The sequence below is a fragment of the Lacticaseibacillus zeae subsp. silagei genome, from assembly GCF_030770335.1.
GTDB lineage: Bacteria > Bacillota > Bacilli > Lactobacillales > Lactobacillaceae > Lacticaseibacillus > Lacticaseibacillus zeae.
Genome location: NZ_CP132484.1, coordinates 1,340,065 through 1,356,329 on the forward strand (window position 1 = coordinate 1,340,065; position 16,265 = coordinate 1,356,329).

Here is a 16,265-nt window from a genome sequence, read left to right on the forward strand (position 1 = left end):
AAGCAACTTATCGCCCTTTTTTAAGCGCTTGTATGCTATGATCGTACGGTAAGTGATTGGTTGAAGGGGTGCAGTATGCATAGACAGAAAACAAGTTCAAAAGCGGGATTGATTTGGACGATTGTGATTTTAGCGGTCATTTTAGTGGCGGGCGGTTTGTGGTTTGGCCTTAATCGGCAGGCGCAGGTAAGAGCTCAAGAAGCTTCATCCGTGTCGCGTTCCAAGGCACGTTCGGTTGCCGAGTCACGTTCAGCTGCCAAGGCCAGTCAGGCGGTTGAAGCTTCCCAAAAGGCAGCGGATCCAGTTTATAAAGATTTTGCCGCTGACGGACTCAGCTATCATCAAGTTCAAGCCGCCAAGGAATTATCCGTGACGGCGGTCGGTGATTCCGTCATGCTTGGCAGTGAGTATTTGTATAAAGAGTTGTTCCCAAAGATCTATTTTGATGCGACGGTTAGCCGCCAAATCTATCAGGTTCCGGCTTTGTTTAAGTCGCTGGCCGCTTCTGGCAAATTGGCCAATACCGTGATCATCGGTTTGGGCACGAATGGCACGTTTACGAATGAGGCATTTCAATCCATTATGACAAGTATTGGTGATCAGCGTCAGGTTTATTGGATTAATGTCCGTTCTGATGCGAAATGGACGGATGAGGTCAATCGCGATCTGGTCAAAATGGCCAAGCGTTACAAGAATTTGCATATTGTTGATTGGCATGGTGCTTCTGCCGGTCATGATGATTGGCTGACAGCCGACAAAACCCATCCGTCAACTGATGGTCAGCCGCATTATGTTGCGACGGTTGCAAAAGCCGTTTTGGCAAAAGCACAATGACCTTTTTCGACGCCTGATCGGGTGCTGGGCGGTTGATGGTTAGTAACCAGGCGGAAAAATGATAACAGATGTTCTCATGACAGTATTTTAAATACCGGTGACATCGAGACAGATTAATGATCGTCTATCGCTGGCGATCATCGTGGAGGTGAGCAGATGCAGGCATTGCTTGATACCCAACAACCGGGAGCTTATTTGTTAATGAGTGTCGGCGGCAGTGCTGCATTGCGCAGGCATTTGGCTGAGATGGGACTGGTCGCCGGCAAGAAGCTGACCGTGGTGCAACCTGCGAGCAAAGTGACCGGTCTGGTGATTTTCTTTCAGGGGCAGCGACTGGCTATCAGTGACGAGATTGCTGCTTTGCTGGTGGTGCGACCGTTTGCCGCAGATGCTGATAAGCCGGCGATACCGTTAGCCCACTTGCCAATCAAGCGAACTGGGTTGGTGCAGAAGATTCAAGGAGATCCACCGCTGCGACACCGTCTGATGGACATGGGCTTAACCAAGGGAACGTTGGTGAAAATTCACCAGATTGCACCGCTTGGCGATCCCATCGAGCTAGCGGTACGTGGTTATAAGTTGAGTATTCGTAAGCAAGACGCGGCGCATGTGCTGGTGACGGAGGTGACCGCTGATGACCATGGATGAGACTTTAGCGCTTGTTGGCAACCCTAATAGTGGCAAAACAACTTTGTTTAATGCGCTGACCGGCGCCAAACAACATATTGGTAATTGGCCGGGGGTCACAGTTGAACGAAAATCCAGTCGGCTTAAAGCCAATCCGGCGGTGATCATCGAAGACCTGCCGGGAACCTATTCACTTTCGCCTTATAGCAGTGAAGAAATTGTGACGCGGGATTTTTTGCTCGAAAAGCAACCGGATTTAGTGATTAATGTCGTCGACGCTACGAACCTCGAACGCAATCTGTATTTAACCTTGCAGGTGATGGAAACCGGGCGGCCATTGATGGTGGCACTCAACATGATGGATGTCCTTGAAAAGTCCCATCGCCGCACGATCAATTTGAAAAAGTTAAGTTATGCCTTGCAGGTACCAGTCATCGGCACCACTGCCACCAAACCGGCAGCTTTAAAGGAACTTGTTCAGGCCATCCAGGCGCCATTACCTAAACCATATGCTTTTCCGGAATATGATCCGCGGCTCGAATCCGCTTTAAGCATGCTTGAGGAAGTCATCGGCAAACGGGTACCCGCCGATCGTTTGCGATGGTATGCCATCAAGCTTTTTGAAAAAGATCCGCAAATCGTGCAGCAGCTGGCTTTTACAACAGCTGAACAGCAACAGGTCACGGAAATTTTACATACGGCTGAGCATCTTTTTGACGATGCGAGTGACAGCATCATCGTGAATGCAAGATATGATTTCATCGCCCGCGTCATGGCGATGTGTGTCGTTGATAAAGAAGATTTTGTCATGTCGGTCAGCGATCGGATTGACCGCATCGTGACGGATCGCTATCTGGCCTTACCGATTTTTGTACTGGTGATGTGGGTGGTTTATTACCTTTCGATCCAGACAGTCGGAACCATCGGCAGTGATTATCTCAATGATACGGTCTTTGGCGGATGGTTGCCGGCGGTGGTCGGCGGGGCATTGAAGGGTTGGGCCGTGGCACCGTGGTTGTCGGGTCTGATCGTGAACGGGTTGATCGGTGGGATTGGTTCAGTGTTAGGGTTCCTGCCGCAGATTATGATGTTGTTTTTATGTCTGGGTATTCTTGAAGACTGCGGGTATATGGCGCGAATCGCGTTTGTGATGGATCGGCTGTTTCACCGGTTTAATCTTAGCGGCAAAAGTTTTATCCCGATTTTGATTGCAACTGGTTGTGGCGTCCCGGGTATCATGGCGACCCGAACGATTGAAAGCGAAAAAGATCGGCGAATGAGCATTATGCTGACGACCTTTATGCCGTGTTCCGCTAAATTGACTGTTATTGCGCTGGTTAGCGGAACCTTCTTTCCGAATAACAGCTGGGTTGCGCCGTCAGCTTATTTCATGGGCATTATTGCCGTTGTCTGCTCTGGCATTTTTCTAAAAAAGACTGCTTTATTTGCCGGACCTCCAGCCCCGTTTGTCATGGAGTTACCAGCGTATCATTTGCCGCGCGTCACCAACCTTTATCGCAGTGTCATGTCTCGGGCACGCGCCTTTGTGCATAAGGCCGGCACAATTATTTTCTTATCGTGTGTTTTGTTATGGTTCCTTTCGCACTTTGACTTTACGTTACGCATGGTCCAGCAAAATAAGAGTATGTTACGGGGGATTGGTGGGATCATTGCCCCGATTTTTGCACCGCTTGGGTTTGGTGATTGGCACACCACAGTGGCTACTTTAGCCGGGTTGATCGCCAAGGAAAATTGTGTCAGCACGCTGCACATTAGCTTCGGTGGGACTGGCGGTTTTGGGCAGACATTGCGGGCGACTTATCCGGCGATGGCAGGGTATGCGTTTTTGATGTTCAATCTTTTATGTGCCCCGTGCTTTGCGGCTATTGGCACTATGTACAAGGAGTTTGGCGATGCGCGCTGGACGTGGCGTGCCGTTGGGTATCAAACAGGCGTGGCGTATTTGCTGACGATGTTGATTTATCAAGGCAGTCTCATTGTGGGTGGTCAGGCCAATGTGCTTAGTATCGGCTTGGTCGCAGTGGCAGTGACACTCATTATTTACGGTCTGTGGCTCAAACGTCCACACCCCGTGGTTGCGTCGGGTTATAGCACGGATATTTAAAAAGGAGATCTTTTATCATGGCAACATGGCTGATTGGCAGTGTCGTCGTTTTGGCGATCGTTCTCGTCTTATATCGCACTTTTTTTCGAAAAAACAAAGCAGGCGGTTGCAGCCAATGTGAAGATGTTGGCTGTCCGTTGATTGATCAGGCCAAAATGGTTCAGGCCAACAAACGGCGTAAAGCATAACGAGTTTCAATGCCGCTTGAGTGGTAAGTGAATGTGGTTTGTGATTGAAATAGCCTTTGTGATCCGGTGAATTTTTAAAACTCGCGTTGCTAAAGTGAACTATGTATAATTGAGTTGTGAAAGCCTTTACAAAAAACGACTGAACGTACATTGTTTGCGCTTCGGCGACCGTTGCATAAAACGGAGGAGATAGCGGCGCAGGGGTAAGAACCATTGCGGTGTACCGGATGTACAAGGGGGATGCAACCATGACAACAAAACAACAATTTCCGATCAGTGATGTGACCGCAGCGAGTGGCTATTTTTCACCACTCAAAGCGACCGTCGAGACGGCATTTTATGGCACGAATGTCCAGCCGGTGACCACATTGACAGAGGCATACGAATTGGCCAAAGCCGCACCAGGTGTCATCATCACGGATTTGCCGATTCAGCATGCCGGTGATCTCGGGCTGCCTGAAGACGCCCGCATCTTGGTCGCAAATGATGGTCTGGTTGTCGGTCGAACCGCTGCTGCCCGGCGGATTATCGGACAGCCTGGTGTTGATGCGGGCACGATGGCAAAAGTTGCGCGTGAAGCCGTATTTCAAGGCAGCCGTAAGCGGTTCTTGAGTGGCCGGGTTGTGGTTGGTCTATCGCCGGATTTTTCTGTTGAAGCGCATATGATGTTGCCTGAAGCCTACGCGAATAACCTCTACAGCTATTTATTGAACTTTCAAATCATGACGGATGAAGCCGAAAAGCACTACGCCCAGTCGCGCCCGCTTCCAGAAGATGACCTTTATCTTTATGCCGATCCTGATTGGCACGATCTGGCGTATCCGGATGGCCTGGCGATTTTTGATCCGCTACACAATGCGGCGATTATCTTGGGCTTACGCTATTTTGGCGAATTGAAAAAGGGCACCTTGACGTTGGCGTGGGCGACGGCACATCGAAATGGCTTTGTTGCCTGTCATGGCGGGATGAAACAATATCAGCGGCAAGACGGCACGTTTACCATGGCAGCGTTTGGTCTGTCTGGCTCGGGTAAATCAACGATCACACTGACCAGTCACGGTGATCGTTATCCAGTTAAAGTGCTACACGACGACGCGTTCGTCATTGATCGCGAAACCGGCGCCACGACTGCGCTGGAACCGGCATATTTTGACAAGACTCAGGATTATCCGTTAAGCGATCCAGGAATTCGGTATTTCCTGACAGTGCAAAATGTGGGCGTTACTTTGGATGACCAAGGCCGAAAGACATTAGTCACCGAGGATATCCGTAATGGTAACGGGCGGACGGTCAAGTCGCGGTATGTGACGCCAAATCGGGTCGATCATCTGACCGAAAGTATTGACGCGGTTTTCTGGATCATGAAAGACGACACGTTACCACCGGTTGTTCGGATTGAGCATCCTGACTTGGCGGCGGCATTTGGGGCAACGTTAGCAACTAAGCGATCAACTGCCGAAAACGTCGGTGCTCATGTGGACCGCAATCAATTGGTCATTGAACCGTTTGCCAATCCGTTTCGCTGTTATCCGCTAGCCGAAGACTACCAGGATTTTTATGAACTCTTTCGAGAACGTGGTACGGCTTGCTACATTCTCAATACCGGTTTTTATCGCGGAAAAAAAGTGAAACCGGCTGACACGTTGGATGCAATTGCGGCGATTGTAGATGGTACTGCACAATTTCAACCATTTGGGCCGTTACCAGATATGAGTTATTTGGTGTTACCAGCTTTTAAAGTAGACTTTACGGCACCTGATTATCGGGCTTTGTTGCGCAAGCGGTTGGAAGCTCGCCTAGCATTTTTGGCCACCAAAGAGACAGCCGATGGTGGCTATGATAAGTTGCCGGAAGCTGCCACTCACGCACTGAAAAAGGTTCTTACCGCGCTTTCAGAGTCGGACTGACTTTTGGCGTTGAGGTGCGACATCACAAAAGGTAAACTCAATTTCCATCATTGCACGCTCGCTTAAAATAGGGGATAGTATAAACGACAGGACATACGCCTCGTATCAAATGCATGACAGCGGCACTAGGCCATTTATGGAGGATATGCGTATGGCAATTCATTTTGTAGTTTACGAAAAGCCCCATTGCGAAGCTTGCCGGTTGACGCGACGTTGGCTGTTGACGCATCATCAGCATTTTCGCACAACCAACCGCCGTGGTGAAACGAATTTGGTGGATCCCAATTCGGACGATCTACTCAAGCGTGCTTGGAGTGCGCAAAAAGTTGTGAAGTTTCGGCAGGATGGTTATGATCGCTTCCCGATTGTGCGGGTGCGCGACGATGAAACCGGCGATGTTTTGGCCACCTGGAATGGTTTTCATCCCGAGGCTCTCGCAAGCTGGGCAGCGATTAATCGGCTAGGATAATCAACATGCCGGCGATGCACGCGGGCGAATAATGCGGGAGAGTTAATCCGCAAATACACCAAAGACGCTAGCGACAAATCTCTTTGATCGCTAGCGTCTTTTTGATGGCGTTTTAAAATACAGCCGACAACCGCTCGAAACAACTTTGGCTCAAGACTGAGCGGCTTTCTTTTGGGCTGCAGCAGTTTTGGCGGCGAGTTCGGCATACATTTTGGTACGGGCTTCGCCTTGTAACGGATATTGCTTGGTCAACAGATAGGCGACAAACGAGAAAATGGCCGGTAAACCAAACAACACGACGCCTAAACTCTGAAGCAGACTATCAGGTACCTGCGTCGCTTTTTCAAGGGTTTGCGCGTTGTACCCGACGAGTAAGAGTGCTGCGCCGACGCCAATCGTAGCCAGCCCGGATTGAAGTTTCTGTAAGAACATGTTGACCGCATTGATGGTAGCTTCCATCCCTGAATTCAGCTTGAGACGATTATAATCCATCGTCTCCATGATGATCAGGTTAGCGGGAACAAATTGCGCGCCAGCAAGCGTCATGACAATCCCAATCAGGGTGTAGAACAGCCAAGGATTGTGGATCACCTGAAACTCATTGATGGCGAACATTAAGAGCAGGAACGGTGCCATGCCTAAATAGCAAAGTTGAATCCCGCGAAGTGCCGACATATATTTCATGGCCTTTTGCGAGATGAACGTCCCACCAACCAACGTGACCAAGGTTAACAAGCCAAAATACATAGACTGAATCCCTAGATTAGCCACGCCAAACGCGTATTTGATGTAGTACAGGGATGTCGCGGTGAGCAAGGCCCAGACAAAGCCGCCGACAAAAGTAAAGTACAAGTTGACCCGAAAAGGCTTGTTGATCTTCACCATCCGGCCGATATCCCGCAGTTTCGGTGGTTTGGTTCCTTCAGCAACCGGCCCTTCTTTGACCATAAAGCCGCCGATCAAGGCAATGATCAAAAAGGGGATGACGATCACGTCCACCGTCAGCGGGATATTGGGACTCTTCTTAGTTCCAAGAAAGGTGGCAATGGCCATGAAGAACGCAAATACGACACCGACAACATTACTGGTAATTCGGGGCCATGAAATAAGTTTGGAGCGAATTTCCTGATCTGCGGACATCGTACTGGTCAACGGCACGGTGACGATGATCGTATAAGCAAGCATAAACAGAAAATAGACAACATAAAGGTAAACTTCCTTGCCAAAATCACTGATGCCTTGAGGAATGTGAAACAGCATCATGCCCAAGATGCCTGCAAAAAAAGTGCCTGCCAGTACATAGGGCTTGAACTTGCCCCAGCGGGTTCGCGGTGAAATATCGATTACATAACCTGTCCACAGATCATTCACCGCATCCCAAAGCCGACCCACAAATAATAAGGTCGTTGCAACAGCTGCCGCTTTACCGGGGACGCCTGTATAAATCCCGGAATAATCGGTAATAAACATCATTAAGACAGCCGTATAAAGATAGTACGCCGTTGTGCTAATGAGCCCCATGGTATTGATTCCAAAAAAAGTACGCGGATCAAGGGGGTAGTTCTTTGGATAGTCTTTCAATGTTTGCACCCTCCAAAAAGGAATAACGGTCATGACGCGTCATACGGGATAAGCTTCACTCAACCGATGAAGCGCTTAACCTCAAGCAGTGCCCGCATCATGCTCTCTCTTCGATTATAGGTGATGTTGTGAAAACTTGCTATTAACTCCCTTCGTTAAAATAAAATAAGTTATAACAACGTTGAAATAAGAATCTTTATAGCCAGTATTTGCACGATTGTTGAGAAATATTGAAATATAAGTTCAAAATATTTAAAAAATATTTTCGTTATCTTATTTTTGATGGAAGCGCTTAGCCAACAAAAGACGTGTTGCAGTCAGGATGTCAAGACAGGGGGCTTGCGCGTTGATAAGTTCAGTTTTCACAAAAAGATACATTGCGTACAATGTCAAAGAAAAGGGTTTTCACAGACTGGTGTAATGTATGCAAAGTCCACTAATAATGGCCTTTAAACGGGTTATATAACGTTAGGTATTTAAATATTAGTCAATAATTATATTGATTATAAGCCATTAACACGTATAATTAAGTGTGTAAGTTGATGAACGCACAAGATTAGGAGGGACTTTTAAATGTACGCGACGAGCAATGCACCTAGTTATGTTGAAGTAATTAATCAGAATCTGGAACGGCTCCTTGTTTTTGAGACAGTTTTCAAAGAATACGTCCACACATGCAAGAACATCGAGAAGGGCAATTGCTATGCCAGCGAAAGTCTCGATCGGTTGCGTGTGTATTTCACCAAGAATGTGATTAAGTTCTGCAGTTTCGTTGACAGCGTTGATGCTGAAGCTGCACCGTGCAATTATGCAGCCTTTCATCGCGTGTTGGTCAACGGCCTGCGTGGTATTCGCAGTGGCGTGTTAGACATCCTGCAGGCGATTGGCCCAGATCAAATCGATCACGAACGCTTCGATGCGGGGTTGGCTGAGCAGCAAGCTGCTCGTGCGCAGATCGATTCGGCCTTTTCCAAGATCCTTGATCCGATTTTTTAGTCCGCTTCCCGGCTTCAATGTGGCATAATTGAAGCAGAGGGGGTGAGTGCTTGGCAGTTTGGCGCATGATGTTTGCCCGCCCGCAGTTTAAACATCGCCAGATTAAACAAATGGTCGATGAACTAAGCCGAGAAGGTAATTTCGGGGGGATGCCGATTCACCATATCAGGCTGACGCGGCAAACCAAAGAACTTATTTATGTGGATCTGGATTTTGAGCTAACATCTGGTTTGACGCAACCGTTGTTTGAACAAATGGCCAAGTATATTCTCGTTTCTGTTGCGGGATTGGCTCACGCACCGCAACGGATCTATTTAATGGCAATGGCGAATCCTTTTTCCAAATTGAACATTACTTATTACATTTATCCGGATCATAGTTTGGACTTGATTTATTGGCGACCGTTGCTCAGTGTGCCATCCTAAATTGATCGGCAAGGATCTATCGGAGGACCTCCTTTTTTAAGGCAGGTTCTTTTTATTTACGCAGGCGCCGCCTTCTAAAAGCTGACTTTTTTGACAAATCGGCAACGTCTTAGGCTTTAGACCGATTATCAAGTAGCCGCTAAGTATGCTAAGATATGGCAAGTTATTTCATTTCAACGCCTTGCCATAGACAGCAAGAGGAGGAGCAAACGTTGCTAGAGCTAAAGCATATTAAAAAATATTACCAAACCGGTGACTACACCACGAAGGCCCTCGATGATGTTTCGGTTCAGTTTCGTGAACAGGAATTCGTAGCCATTCTTGGCCCCAGCGGCTCCGGGAAAACAACGCTGCTGAACGTGATTGGCGGCCTTGATCGCTACGATTCAGGCGATCTATTGTTGCATGGTCGGTCCACCCAAAACTTCAAAGAATCTGATTGGGATGCTTATCGGAATAATTCTGTCGGGTTTATTTTTCAGAGTTATAACCTGATCATGCACCTGAGCATTTTGGAAAACGTCGAACTCGGCTTAACGTTGAGCGGCGTTTCTGCCAAGGAACGGCGCAAAAAGGCAGAGGCCGCGCTGGTTAAAGTTGGCCTAAAAGAGCACATGAGCAAGCAGCCTAATCAGCTTTCCGGTGGGCAGATGCAGCGGGTGGCCATTGCTCGCGCGATTGTCTCGGAACCGTCGATTTTGTTGGCCGATGAGCCGACTGGTGCCTTGGACACCGAAACCAGTCAGGAAATCATGAAGTTGATTGCTGACTTGTCGCGGGAGCGTTTGGTCATCATGGTGACACACAATCCGCAACTGGCACACGATTATGCCCAGCGGATTATCGAGTTCAAGGACGGTAAAATTCTGTCCGATTCGCGTCCGTATGATGCGGAGGAACAAGGCAGTCATTTTGATCTGCGCCGGACGAAAATGAGCTATTTGACGGCCCTGAAGCTGTCCTTTACGAACATTATGACCAAAAAAGGCCGCACTTTTCTAACGGCGTTTGCCTCCAGCATCGGGATCATTGGCATTGCGGTCGTCCTGGCGCTTTCATCCGGGTTTCAAAAGCAAATTGATAATACCCAAGCAGAAACATTGGCCCAGTTTCCCATCACAATTTCAACGAACGCGACCAATCTGACGGCCGGGGCACAAGATAATACCAAGACGTCAACGTTTAAGACGACCAAAACGGTGCTGGCAAAGCAAAGTGCTAGCGACAAAGCGCAGCACACGAACAAATTAAATCAAAAGTATATTGATTATGTGAATGGCATCAGCAAACGCCTGACCGACAACATTGGCTATACGTATGGCACCGGAATGAACTTACTGCGTGACGTCAACGGGAAGGTGAAGCCAGTCCAATTTTCAACAGCCAAACCGACAAATAACCAATCACAACGCGGCTTTTCTAGTGTCAGTTCATCGGTTTATCCCGTCGATCGCGAAGGCGGCACCAGTTATCTGAAGAAAAATTATGAAGTCGTTGCCGGAAGTTATCCCAAGAAAGACAGCGATGTCATTTTGATTGTTGATCGGGACAATTCAACGAATATTAACGCGTTGAAGAACCTTGGCTTTTCAGTTAAAAATGGTCAGAAGCTTAAGTTCAGCGATATTGTAGGGACAAAACTAAAGGCCATTGCCAATGATCACTACTATCAAAATGTTGGTGGCAGTGTTTATGTGCCGACCAAGAACTATGCGGATGCCTATCAACAAAGCGGCAATCGCGAGCTAACCGTGACCGGGGTGCTCCGGACGCGTTCCAAGACCAGTGACGGACTTTTGAGCCAAGGATTTGCTTACTCTGATCGGTTAACCAAAGATCTGGTCGCGATGAATAAAGATTCTGCAGTTGTCAAAGCACAACGCAATAGTGATGTGAATATTTTCACCAATCAGGAAATTGACGATGCAACTAAAGATCAGCTGATCACCAGTTTAGGCGGCTCAGAAACGCCAACGCAAATCACGATTTATCCGACGAGTTTCAAAGATAAGGATAAGATTCTCAGCTACCTGGATAAATTCAACCACGGCAAGAAAAAAGCCGATCAAGTCATTTACACGGATTTGGCGGGTACGATTTCGAGTATGACCGGTGGGATTATGTCGGCAATTACGATTGTCTTGGTCGCCTTTGCGGGGATTTCGCTGGTGACCTCGATGATTATGATTGCGATTCTGACGTATACGTCGGTTCTGGAACGAACCAAGGAAATTGGGGTGCTTAAGGCATTGGGTGCGCGGCGCAAGGATGTGACGCGGGTCTTTGATGCCGAGACCATCATTCTCGGCGTGAGTTCCGGGGTGCTAGGGATTATCATTGCCTGGCTCCTGACCTTCCCGATCAACGTCATCTTATATAACATGACCCAGTTGCCGAATGTGGCGCAGCTGAATCCGATTCACGCGGTGATTCTGATCTTAATCAGTACGATTCTAACGGTTCTTGGCGGCCATATTCCAGCGCGCATGGCGGCGAACAAGGATGCAGCGATCGCGTTACGTGCTGATTAATCTGTTCATCATCTACGACTTCAATGTCAAAGCAAACAAACCTGCGAATAACGATGGGTGCGTTTGCTTTTTGTTTTCCAATTGGGCCTATGTCCGGAAAGCTGACATTTGCACAAGACGTAAAGTTGCATAAATTTGTTTTGGGCGGGCGTAACTATTATAATGAAGATTCATTGATTGGCATTTTGAGGGAAGTGTCATGAGAGCAGCTAGGAGGATTATTTTTCTAGCGAGAGGATGTATTTCAATTGAATAATTCAGAGGGCCGCACGTTTATGGGTCATCCCCGTGGGCTATTAACGCTGTCGATGACCGAATTCTGGGAGCGGTTCAGTTACTATGGCATGCGGGCTATCCTGATCTACTACATGTACTATTCAGTGGAAAAGGGCGGCTTAGGTTTTGATCAACCGACTGCCTTGTCGATTATGTCGATTTACGGGTCATTGGTTTATTTGAGTTCCACAATCGGCGGTTTCATCAGTGACCGGTTGCTCGGCTCCCGGCGTACCGTCTTTTGGGGCGGTGTGCTGATTATGCTGGGGCACATCGTTTTGTCCATCCCAATTGGCTCGATTGGGCTTTTTGGCTCGATTGTTTTGATTGTTTTGGGCACGGGGTTGCTTAAGCCCAACGTCTCCGAGATGGTCGGTAGCCTTTATCCTGAAGAGGACTTACGGCGCGATTCCGGGTTCAGCATTTTCGTTATGGGGATTAACTTTGGCTCGTTGATTGCGCCGATTTTTGTCCCATGGATGGCTGATAAAGTCAATTTCCACGCTGGCTTCTCGTTGGCTGCTATCGGGATGTTCATCGGCTTGATCTTTTACGTGGTTGATGGCCGTAAGTATATTAATCCTACTGACAATGTCGCCCCGGATCCGTTAAAATCGGAAGATGTACGGCCATTGGTGTTGCGTGTCGTTGGGGCCGTGGTCATTGTTGGCGTCATTTTGGCAGTCATGGCTGGCTTCAAAGCGTTGACGATTGCCAACGTGATTACTCTTATCACGGTTGTTGCGATCGGCTTGCCGGTTTGGTACTTCATTTTGATGATTCGCAGCAAAAAGGTGACCAAAACCGAGCGCTCACGGGTCATTGCCTATATCCCGCTATTTTTGGCGGCGATGATTTTCTGGGCCATCGAAGAACAGGGATCGGTTGTGTTGGCACTGTTTGCTGCACAGCAGACGAAACTAGATTTCGGTTTCTTCAAAATCCTTCCCGGGAATTTTCAGACTCTGAATCCATTGTTCATTTTGCTTTACGGCCCGTTGTTTGCCTGGCTGTGGATGAAGCTCGGCAAGCGCCAGCCAACATCTCCGAAAAAGTTTTATTTAGGGCTGATTTTTGCCGGAGCGTCTTATCTGTGGATGGTCATTCCGGTGATGTTGTTTGGCAGTAGCGCCAAGGTTTCGCCTTTGTGGCTGGTGATGAGCTGGGCCATTGTTGAAATCGGCGAAATGTTGATTTCACCGGTCGGACTTTCGGTGACGACTAAGCTGGCACCAAAAGCTTATTCATCCCAAATGATGAGTATGTGGTTTTTGGCTGATGCGTCGGCGCAGGCGGTCAATGCGCAAATTGTGCGGTTTTACACACCGAGTCATGAAGTGGCTTACTTCGCGATCGTCGGGCTGGTTTCAGTGGCATTTGCGATCATCTTAGCCTTCTACACGCCGCGCATCGAGAAGCTCATGCAAGGGGTCAATTAATGGCGTCAGACTCGCTTTTGCGTTAGTCGCTAACAGGAAGTGTCCTCATGGTAAAAGTTGCAATCAGTGTCGATAATCATTTTGATGTGAACCATGTCGATGGCTTTGAGATGCTGAAGTACCAGGCAGCCTATTTGGTTGACCACGGATATCGGATTTATGTTAATGCCGGCGATACGTACAATGATTTCACCAAAACGCTGGATTACTACCGCGCTTTGCAGCGTGAACTTGGCGATCAGGTTATCGTGCGGTTTTTGGCCGGCAATCACGACATGGTCAAAGGTGCCAGCTATGCCGAAATTCAGTCAGATGTTGATCCACTTTATTTACACGAAAAGGTGTTACCGATTCCGTCCACCAATGCCGTGATCATTGGCAACAATGGCTGGTATGATTATTCGCTTGGCCAGTTGGGAAAGACGAAAACGGATGCAGCTTATGCCCAGTGGAAACGCGCTTTTTGGATCGATAGTGCGATTGATTCACCGCTGAGTGACGCTGAGCGAATGCGGCGGGTTTTACAGACAACCCAAGCAGCAATTGATGCTAATCAAGGGCGGCAAATGATTTATGTAACGCATTTTGTGCCGATTCGCGGTGCCATGGTCTATGCGGTGGATCGGCCGGCGTGGCAAATGGCGACGGCGTTGATGGGCTCAGCCAAGCTTGGCGAACTGTTGACAGGCCAGGTTGATGCGGTGGCATTTGGTCATGAACACTTTCGCGATGCACCTAAGTTATTGGGCAAAACAGCCTATTACCATCAGCCGCTGGGGTATGGTCTGAAGCGCTTGTTTGAATGGGAAAGTCATGACTGGCTGACGGAGTGGCGAAACACTTTGGTGACGCTACATGTGCCGACACTGGCTAAATTCTGAAATCCTCAATGACATGCAAAACGGGTTATAAAAACTGCCTGAAATGGTTGCTTTTTATAACCTGTTTTTGTACACTATTTGAGTCGGTTATTTGCCAACACATGGAGGAGTAGCGAAGAGGCTAAACGCGGCGGACTGTAAATCCGCTCCTTCGGGTTCATAGGTTCGAATCCTATCTCCTCCACTTTTTAAGCGCAGTGCTTAGTTTTACTGCCGACATGAAAAAGCCGCTTAACGCGATCTGCGTCTGGCGGCTTTTTTGATGCAATTGTGAGTCTTTATGACCCAATCTGTGGTTAAAGAAAGATTGATGATTTCAGTTTGTAAGCAATGAATAAAGCCGGTCGAAATTGACAATAGGTTTAGCGCAATGGTTAAGAGGCAGACGTTTTAACGGTTTTGGCACTAATAATTTTGTTGTAAACGGATAGGATGTTGTCGAAATCTTCAGGGGTGGGATGCGGCTGAATTGAAACAATATAACAATTTGGTAGATTCAGCAGCGGCAGATTGGTGATAATCATATCAAAATGCGGGGCGGCAGCTTTTAATTTGGCGAGCGTATTAACGTGCATCAACTCGGGTTTCAAGCTTGAACGCATGTGATAGCTTAATTCCTGCAATAAAAATTGGCTGTGCTCAAAACTTGTATTGAAGAAGAGACCGGTTCGGACTTTCGGCGCTTTTTCTTCTAATTGAATGGTCAAGTTGTCCCAAGACGTGACCAAGATGAAAAGCAGGCGGGTGATCAACGCCTCGTCAATTTGCTTCCAGATTTTTTCGGCGCGCAAAATGGCGATTAACGTTTCTTTGGTTTGTTTAATGAACGTCTGCTCAAATTTGTTCATATTCATGAAGAACGCCTCATCCGGATTATACAGAATCTTGGTCGGTCCCCAAGTGTACTCAATGGCATTATACAGCCGCAGCAGCACCAAATCGCGATTAGCCAGTTTCAGTTTTCGCGATGCAGCCGTCACATCAAGAAAGTGCGACAGTGCTTGATAAATCGAATGAATCACTGGATTATGGCGGGCTTTAACCAGGAGATCCTGGTAAGTCAGGGCGTTGCGTGAATTGAAGAAGAGATAAAACAAATGTGAAAAGACAAACGAAGAGCAATTAATCCTATAAATTCGCGTAATCTTTTGCCGTAACTCAGGCGAAAACGTGTCATTTTCCTTCACCAAACTGGCATCTTTGAAAGTGTGGCCGCGACTATTGCGGGTGAGACAGATAAAAACGGTCGTTCGCAGTTTGTTTAAAAACGAAAACGACTGATATCTTGGCGATTTCAAAACTGGGAAATGTGTAGAAAAGTCGGCAATGATCTCATCAATAAGCTGTAATTCATCTTGAGACAAAAAGGCATCAATGAACCAGTATCTTTCCAGAAAATAGCAGTAATAGAAAAAATGAATTTTCTTTTCATCGCCGACAATATCCAACGTTTGCGTATCAATTCTAAAGCCTTCATGTTCCAATACTTGGTTAATAGCCAGTACGTGTCGTTTTAAGGTTGACTCACTGATGAACAGTTCCTCGGCTAATTGGGTCATCGATGAAAAGCGGTGTAGAAAAAGTTCTTCAAGGATCAAGAAGCGGGTTGACTGCCGATAAATAGCAGCGTAGATATAAAGCGGATTGTGTGATGCGTCGTAAGTGAGTCGGATGCCGAAACGTTGACTGCTTTCGATTTTAGCCGGGGCAATGTATTGATTGATATTCCCGATATCTTGTCGGATGGTCCGCGCAGGAATTTTGATTTCTTGGGCTAAACGGTCAATGGTCATCCAGTCTTTGTTCAACAAAAAACTAATAATGTAATAGTGCTTCAGCAAACTATTCTCTAGCAGTTCCTCCATAACCCTTACCCCCTTGATGTTTGTTAATTTCTCAAATGTTGCCTAACGTTAGGCAACATTTGACCTGATACCACCCAACGATTTACTTATACTAATTTGCGTGCTGCATTAACGACATTTA

General features: G+C 47.5%; 13 protein-coding genes and 1 tRNA gene. 12 read left to right on the forward strand and 2 right to left on the reverse strand.

Features of this window, described 5'->3' with window-relative positions:
- Nucleotides 1–75 precede the first annotated feature (75 nt).
- The 6 genes from LACZS1_RS06415 (at nt 76) to LACZS1_RS06440 (ending at nt 6,150) form a co-directional block, all read left to right on the forward strand.
- Nucleotides 76–834: an SGNH/GDSL hydrolase family protein gene (locus LACZS1_RS06415; protein WP_070650555.1), complete on the forward strand. Its 759-nt coding sequence runs from the start codon at nt 76–78 to the stop codon at nt 832–834.
- 156 nt (nt 835–990) lie between these two features.
- Complete coding sequence (locus tag LACZS1_RS06420) at nt 991–1,482, forward strand: FeoA family protein (protein WP_070650554.1); 492 nt, start codon at nt 991–993, stop codon at nt 1,480–1,482.
- Nucleotides 1,469–3,586: a ferrous iron transport protein B gene (gene feoB / locus LACZS1_RS06425; RefSeq protein WP_070650553.1), complete on the forward strand. Its 2,118-nt coding sequence runs from the start codon at nt 1,469–1,471 to the stop codon at nt 3,584–3,586. The genes LACZS1_RS06420 and feoB overlap by 14 nt, the downstream gene beginning before the upstream one ends.
- A gap of 17 nt (nt 3,587–3,603) precedes the next feature.
- Nucleotides 3,604–3,774, forward strand: coding sequence for a FeoB-associated Cys-rich membrane protein (locus LACZS1_RS06430; protein ID WP_083311562.1), 171 nt, complete (start codon nt 3,604–3,606; stop codon nt 3,772–3,774).
- A 248-nt stretch (nt 3,775–4,022) separates the two neighbouring features.
- Nucleotides 4,023–5,681, forward strand: coding sequence for a phosphoenolpyruvate carboxykinase (ATP) (locus tag LACZS1_RS06435; RefSeq protein ID WP_070650552.1), 1,659 nt, complete (start codon nt 4,023–4,025; stop codon nt 5,679–5,681).
- Between the two features lie 151 nt (nt 5,682–5,832).
- Nucleotides 5,833–6,150, forward strand: coding sequence for a thioredoxin domain-containing protein (locus tag LACZS1_RS06440; RefSeq protein WP_070650551.1), 318 nt, complete (start codon nt 5,833–5,835; stop codon nt 6,148–6,150).
- 150 nt (nt 6,151–6,300) lie between these two features.
- Here the strand turns inward: LACZS1_RS06440 and LACZS1_RS06445 are convergent, their stop codons facing one another.
- The gene (locus LACZS1_RS06445) at nt 6,301–7,731 is read right to left on the reverse strand and encodes an MFS transporter (protein ID WP_070650550.1); all 1,431 of its coding nucleotides are present in this window, start codon (nt 7,729–7,731) and stop codon (nt 6,301–6,303) included.
- A gap of 573 nt (nt 7,732–8,304) precedes the next feature.
- Between LACZS1_RS06445 and LACZS1_RS06450 the strand changes: the two genes are divergently transcribed.
- The 6 genes from LACZS1_RS06450 to LACZS1_RS06475 all read left to right on the forward strand — a co-directional run bounded on the left by LACZS1_RS06450 (nt 8,305) and on the right by LACZS1_RS06475 (nt 14,463).
- Nucleotides 8,305–8,727 (forward strand): hypothetical protein, encoded by a 423-nt coding sequence (locus tag LACZS1_RS06450; protein WP_047107617.1) that lies wholly within the window; start codon nt 8,305–8,307, stop codon nt 8,725–8,727.
- Between the two features lie 50 nt (nt 8,728–8,777).
- Entirely contained in the window at nt 8,778–9,152 is a 375-nt protein-coding gene (locus LACZS1_RS06455; RefSeq protein ID WP_010487585.1) for a hypothetical protein, read from the forward strand.
- Nucleotides 9,153–9,364: 212 nt separating this feature from the next.
- A complete protein-coding gene (locus LACZS1_RS06460; protein WP_070650549.1) occupies nt 9,365–11,683 on the forward strand; it encodes an ABC transporter ATP-binding protein/permease in 2,319 nt (772 codons plus the stop codon).
- Nucleotides 11,684–11,931: 248 nt separating this feature from the next.
- The gene (locus tag LACZS1_RS06465; protein ID WP_070650548.1) at nt 11,932–13,398 is read left to right on the forward strand and encodes a peptide MFS transporter; all 1,467 of its coding nucleotides are present in this window, start codon (nt 11,932–11,934) and stop codon (nt 13,396–13,398) included.
- A gap of 47 nt (nt 13,399–13,445) precedes the next feature.
- Nucleotides 13,446–14,279, forward strand: a complete 834-nt coding sequence (locus LACZS1_RS06470; RefSeq protein ID WP_070650547.1) for a metallophosphoesterase — start codon at nt 13,446–13,448, stop codon at nt 14,277–14,279.
- 103 nt (nt 14,280–14,382) lie between these two features.
- Nucleotides 14,383–14,463, forward strand: a tRNA-Tyr gene (locus tag LACZS1_RS06475).
- 190 nt (nt 14,464–14,653) lie between these two features.
- Here LACZS1_RS06475 and LACZS1_RS06480 read toward each other — a convergent pair.
- Nucleotides 14,654–16,144, reverse strand: coding sequence for an AcpB/EbpR/MafR family transcriptional regulator (locus LACZS1_RS06480; RefSeq protein WP_070650546.1), 1,491 nt, complete (start codon nt 16,142–16,144; stop codon nt 14,654–14,656).
- Between the last annotated feature and the right edge of the window lie 121 nt (nt 16,145–16,265).

Excerpts from the sequence above, each read along its gene's own strand:
- LACZS1_RS06415 (WP_070650555.1), top strand. The coding sequence starts at position 76 with ATGCATAGACAGAAAACAAGTTCAAAAGCGGGATTGATTTGGACGATT.
- LACZS1_RS06420 (WP_070650554.1), top strand. The coding sequence starts at position 991 with ATGCAGGCATTGCTTGATACCCAACAACCGGGAGCTTATTTGTTAATG.
- feoB (WP_070650553.1), top strand. The coding sequence starts at position 1,469 with ATGACCATGGATGAGACTTTAGCGCTTGTTGGCAACCCTAATAGTGGC.
- LACZS1_RS06430 (WP_083311562.1), top strand. The coding sequence starts at position 3,604 with ATGGCAACATGGCTGATTGGCAGTGTCGTCGTTTTGGCGATCGTTCTC.
- LACZS1_RS06435 (WP_070650552.1), top strand. The coding sequence starts at position 4,023 with ATGACAACAAAACAACAATTTCCGATCAGTGATGTGACCGCAGCGAGT.
- LACZS1_RS06440 (WP_070650551.1), top strand. The coding sequence starts at position 5,833 with ATGGCAATTCATTTTGTAGTTTACGAAAAGCCCCATTGCGAAGCTTGC.
- LACZS1_RS06450 (WP_047107617.1), top strand. The coding sequence starts at position 8,305 with ATGTACGCGACGAGCAATGCACCTAGTTATGTTGAAGTAATTAATCAG.
- LACZS1_RS06470 (WP_070650547.1), top strand. The coding sequence starts at position 13,446 with ATGGTAAAAGTTGCAATCAGTGTCGATAATCATTTTGATGTGAACCAT.
- LACZS1_RS06480 (WP_070650546.1), bottom strand. The coding sequence starts at position 16,144 with ATGGAGGAACTGCTAGAGAATAGTTTGCTGAAGCACTATTACATTATT.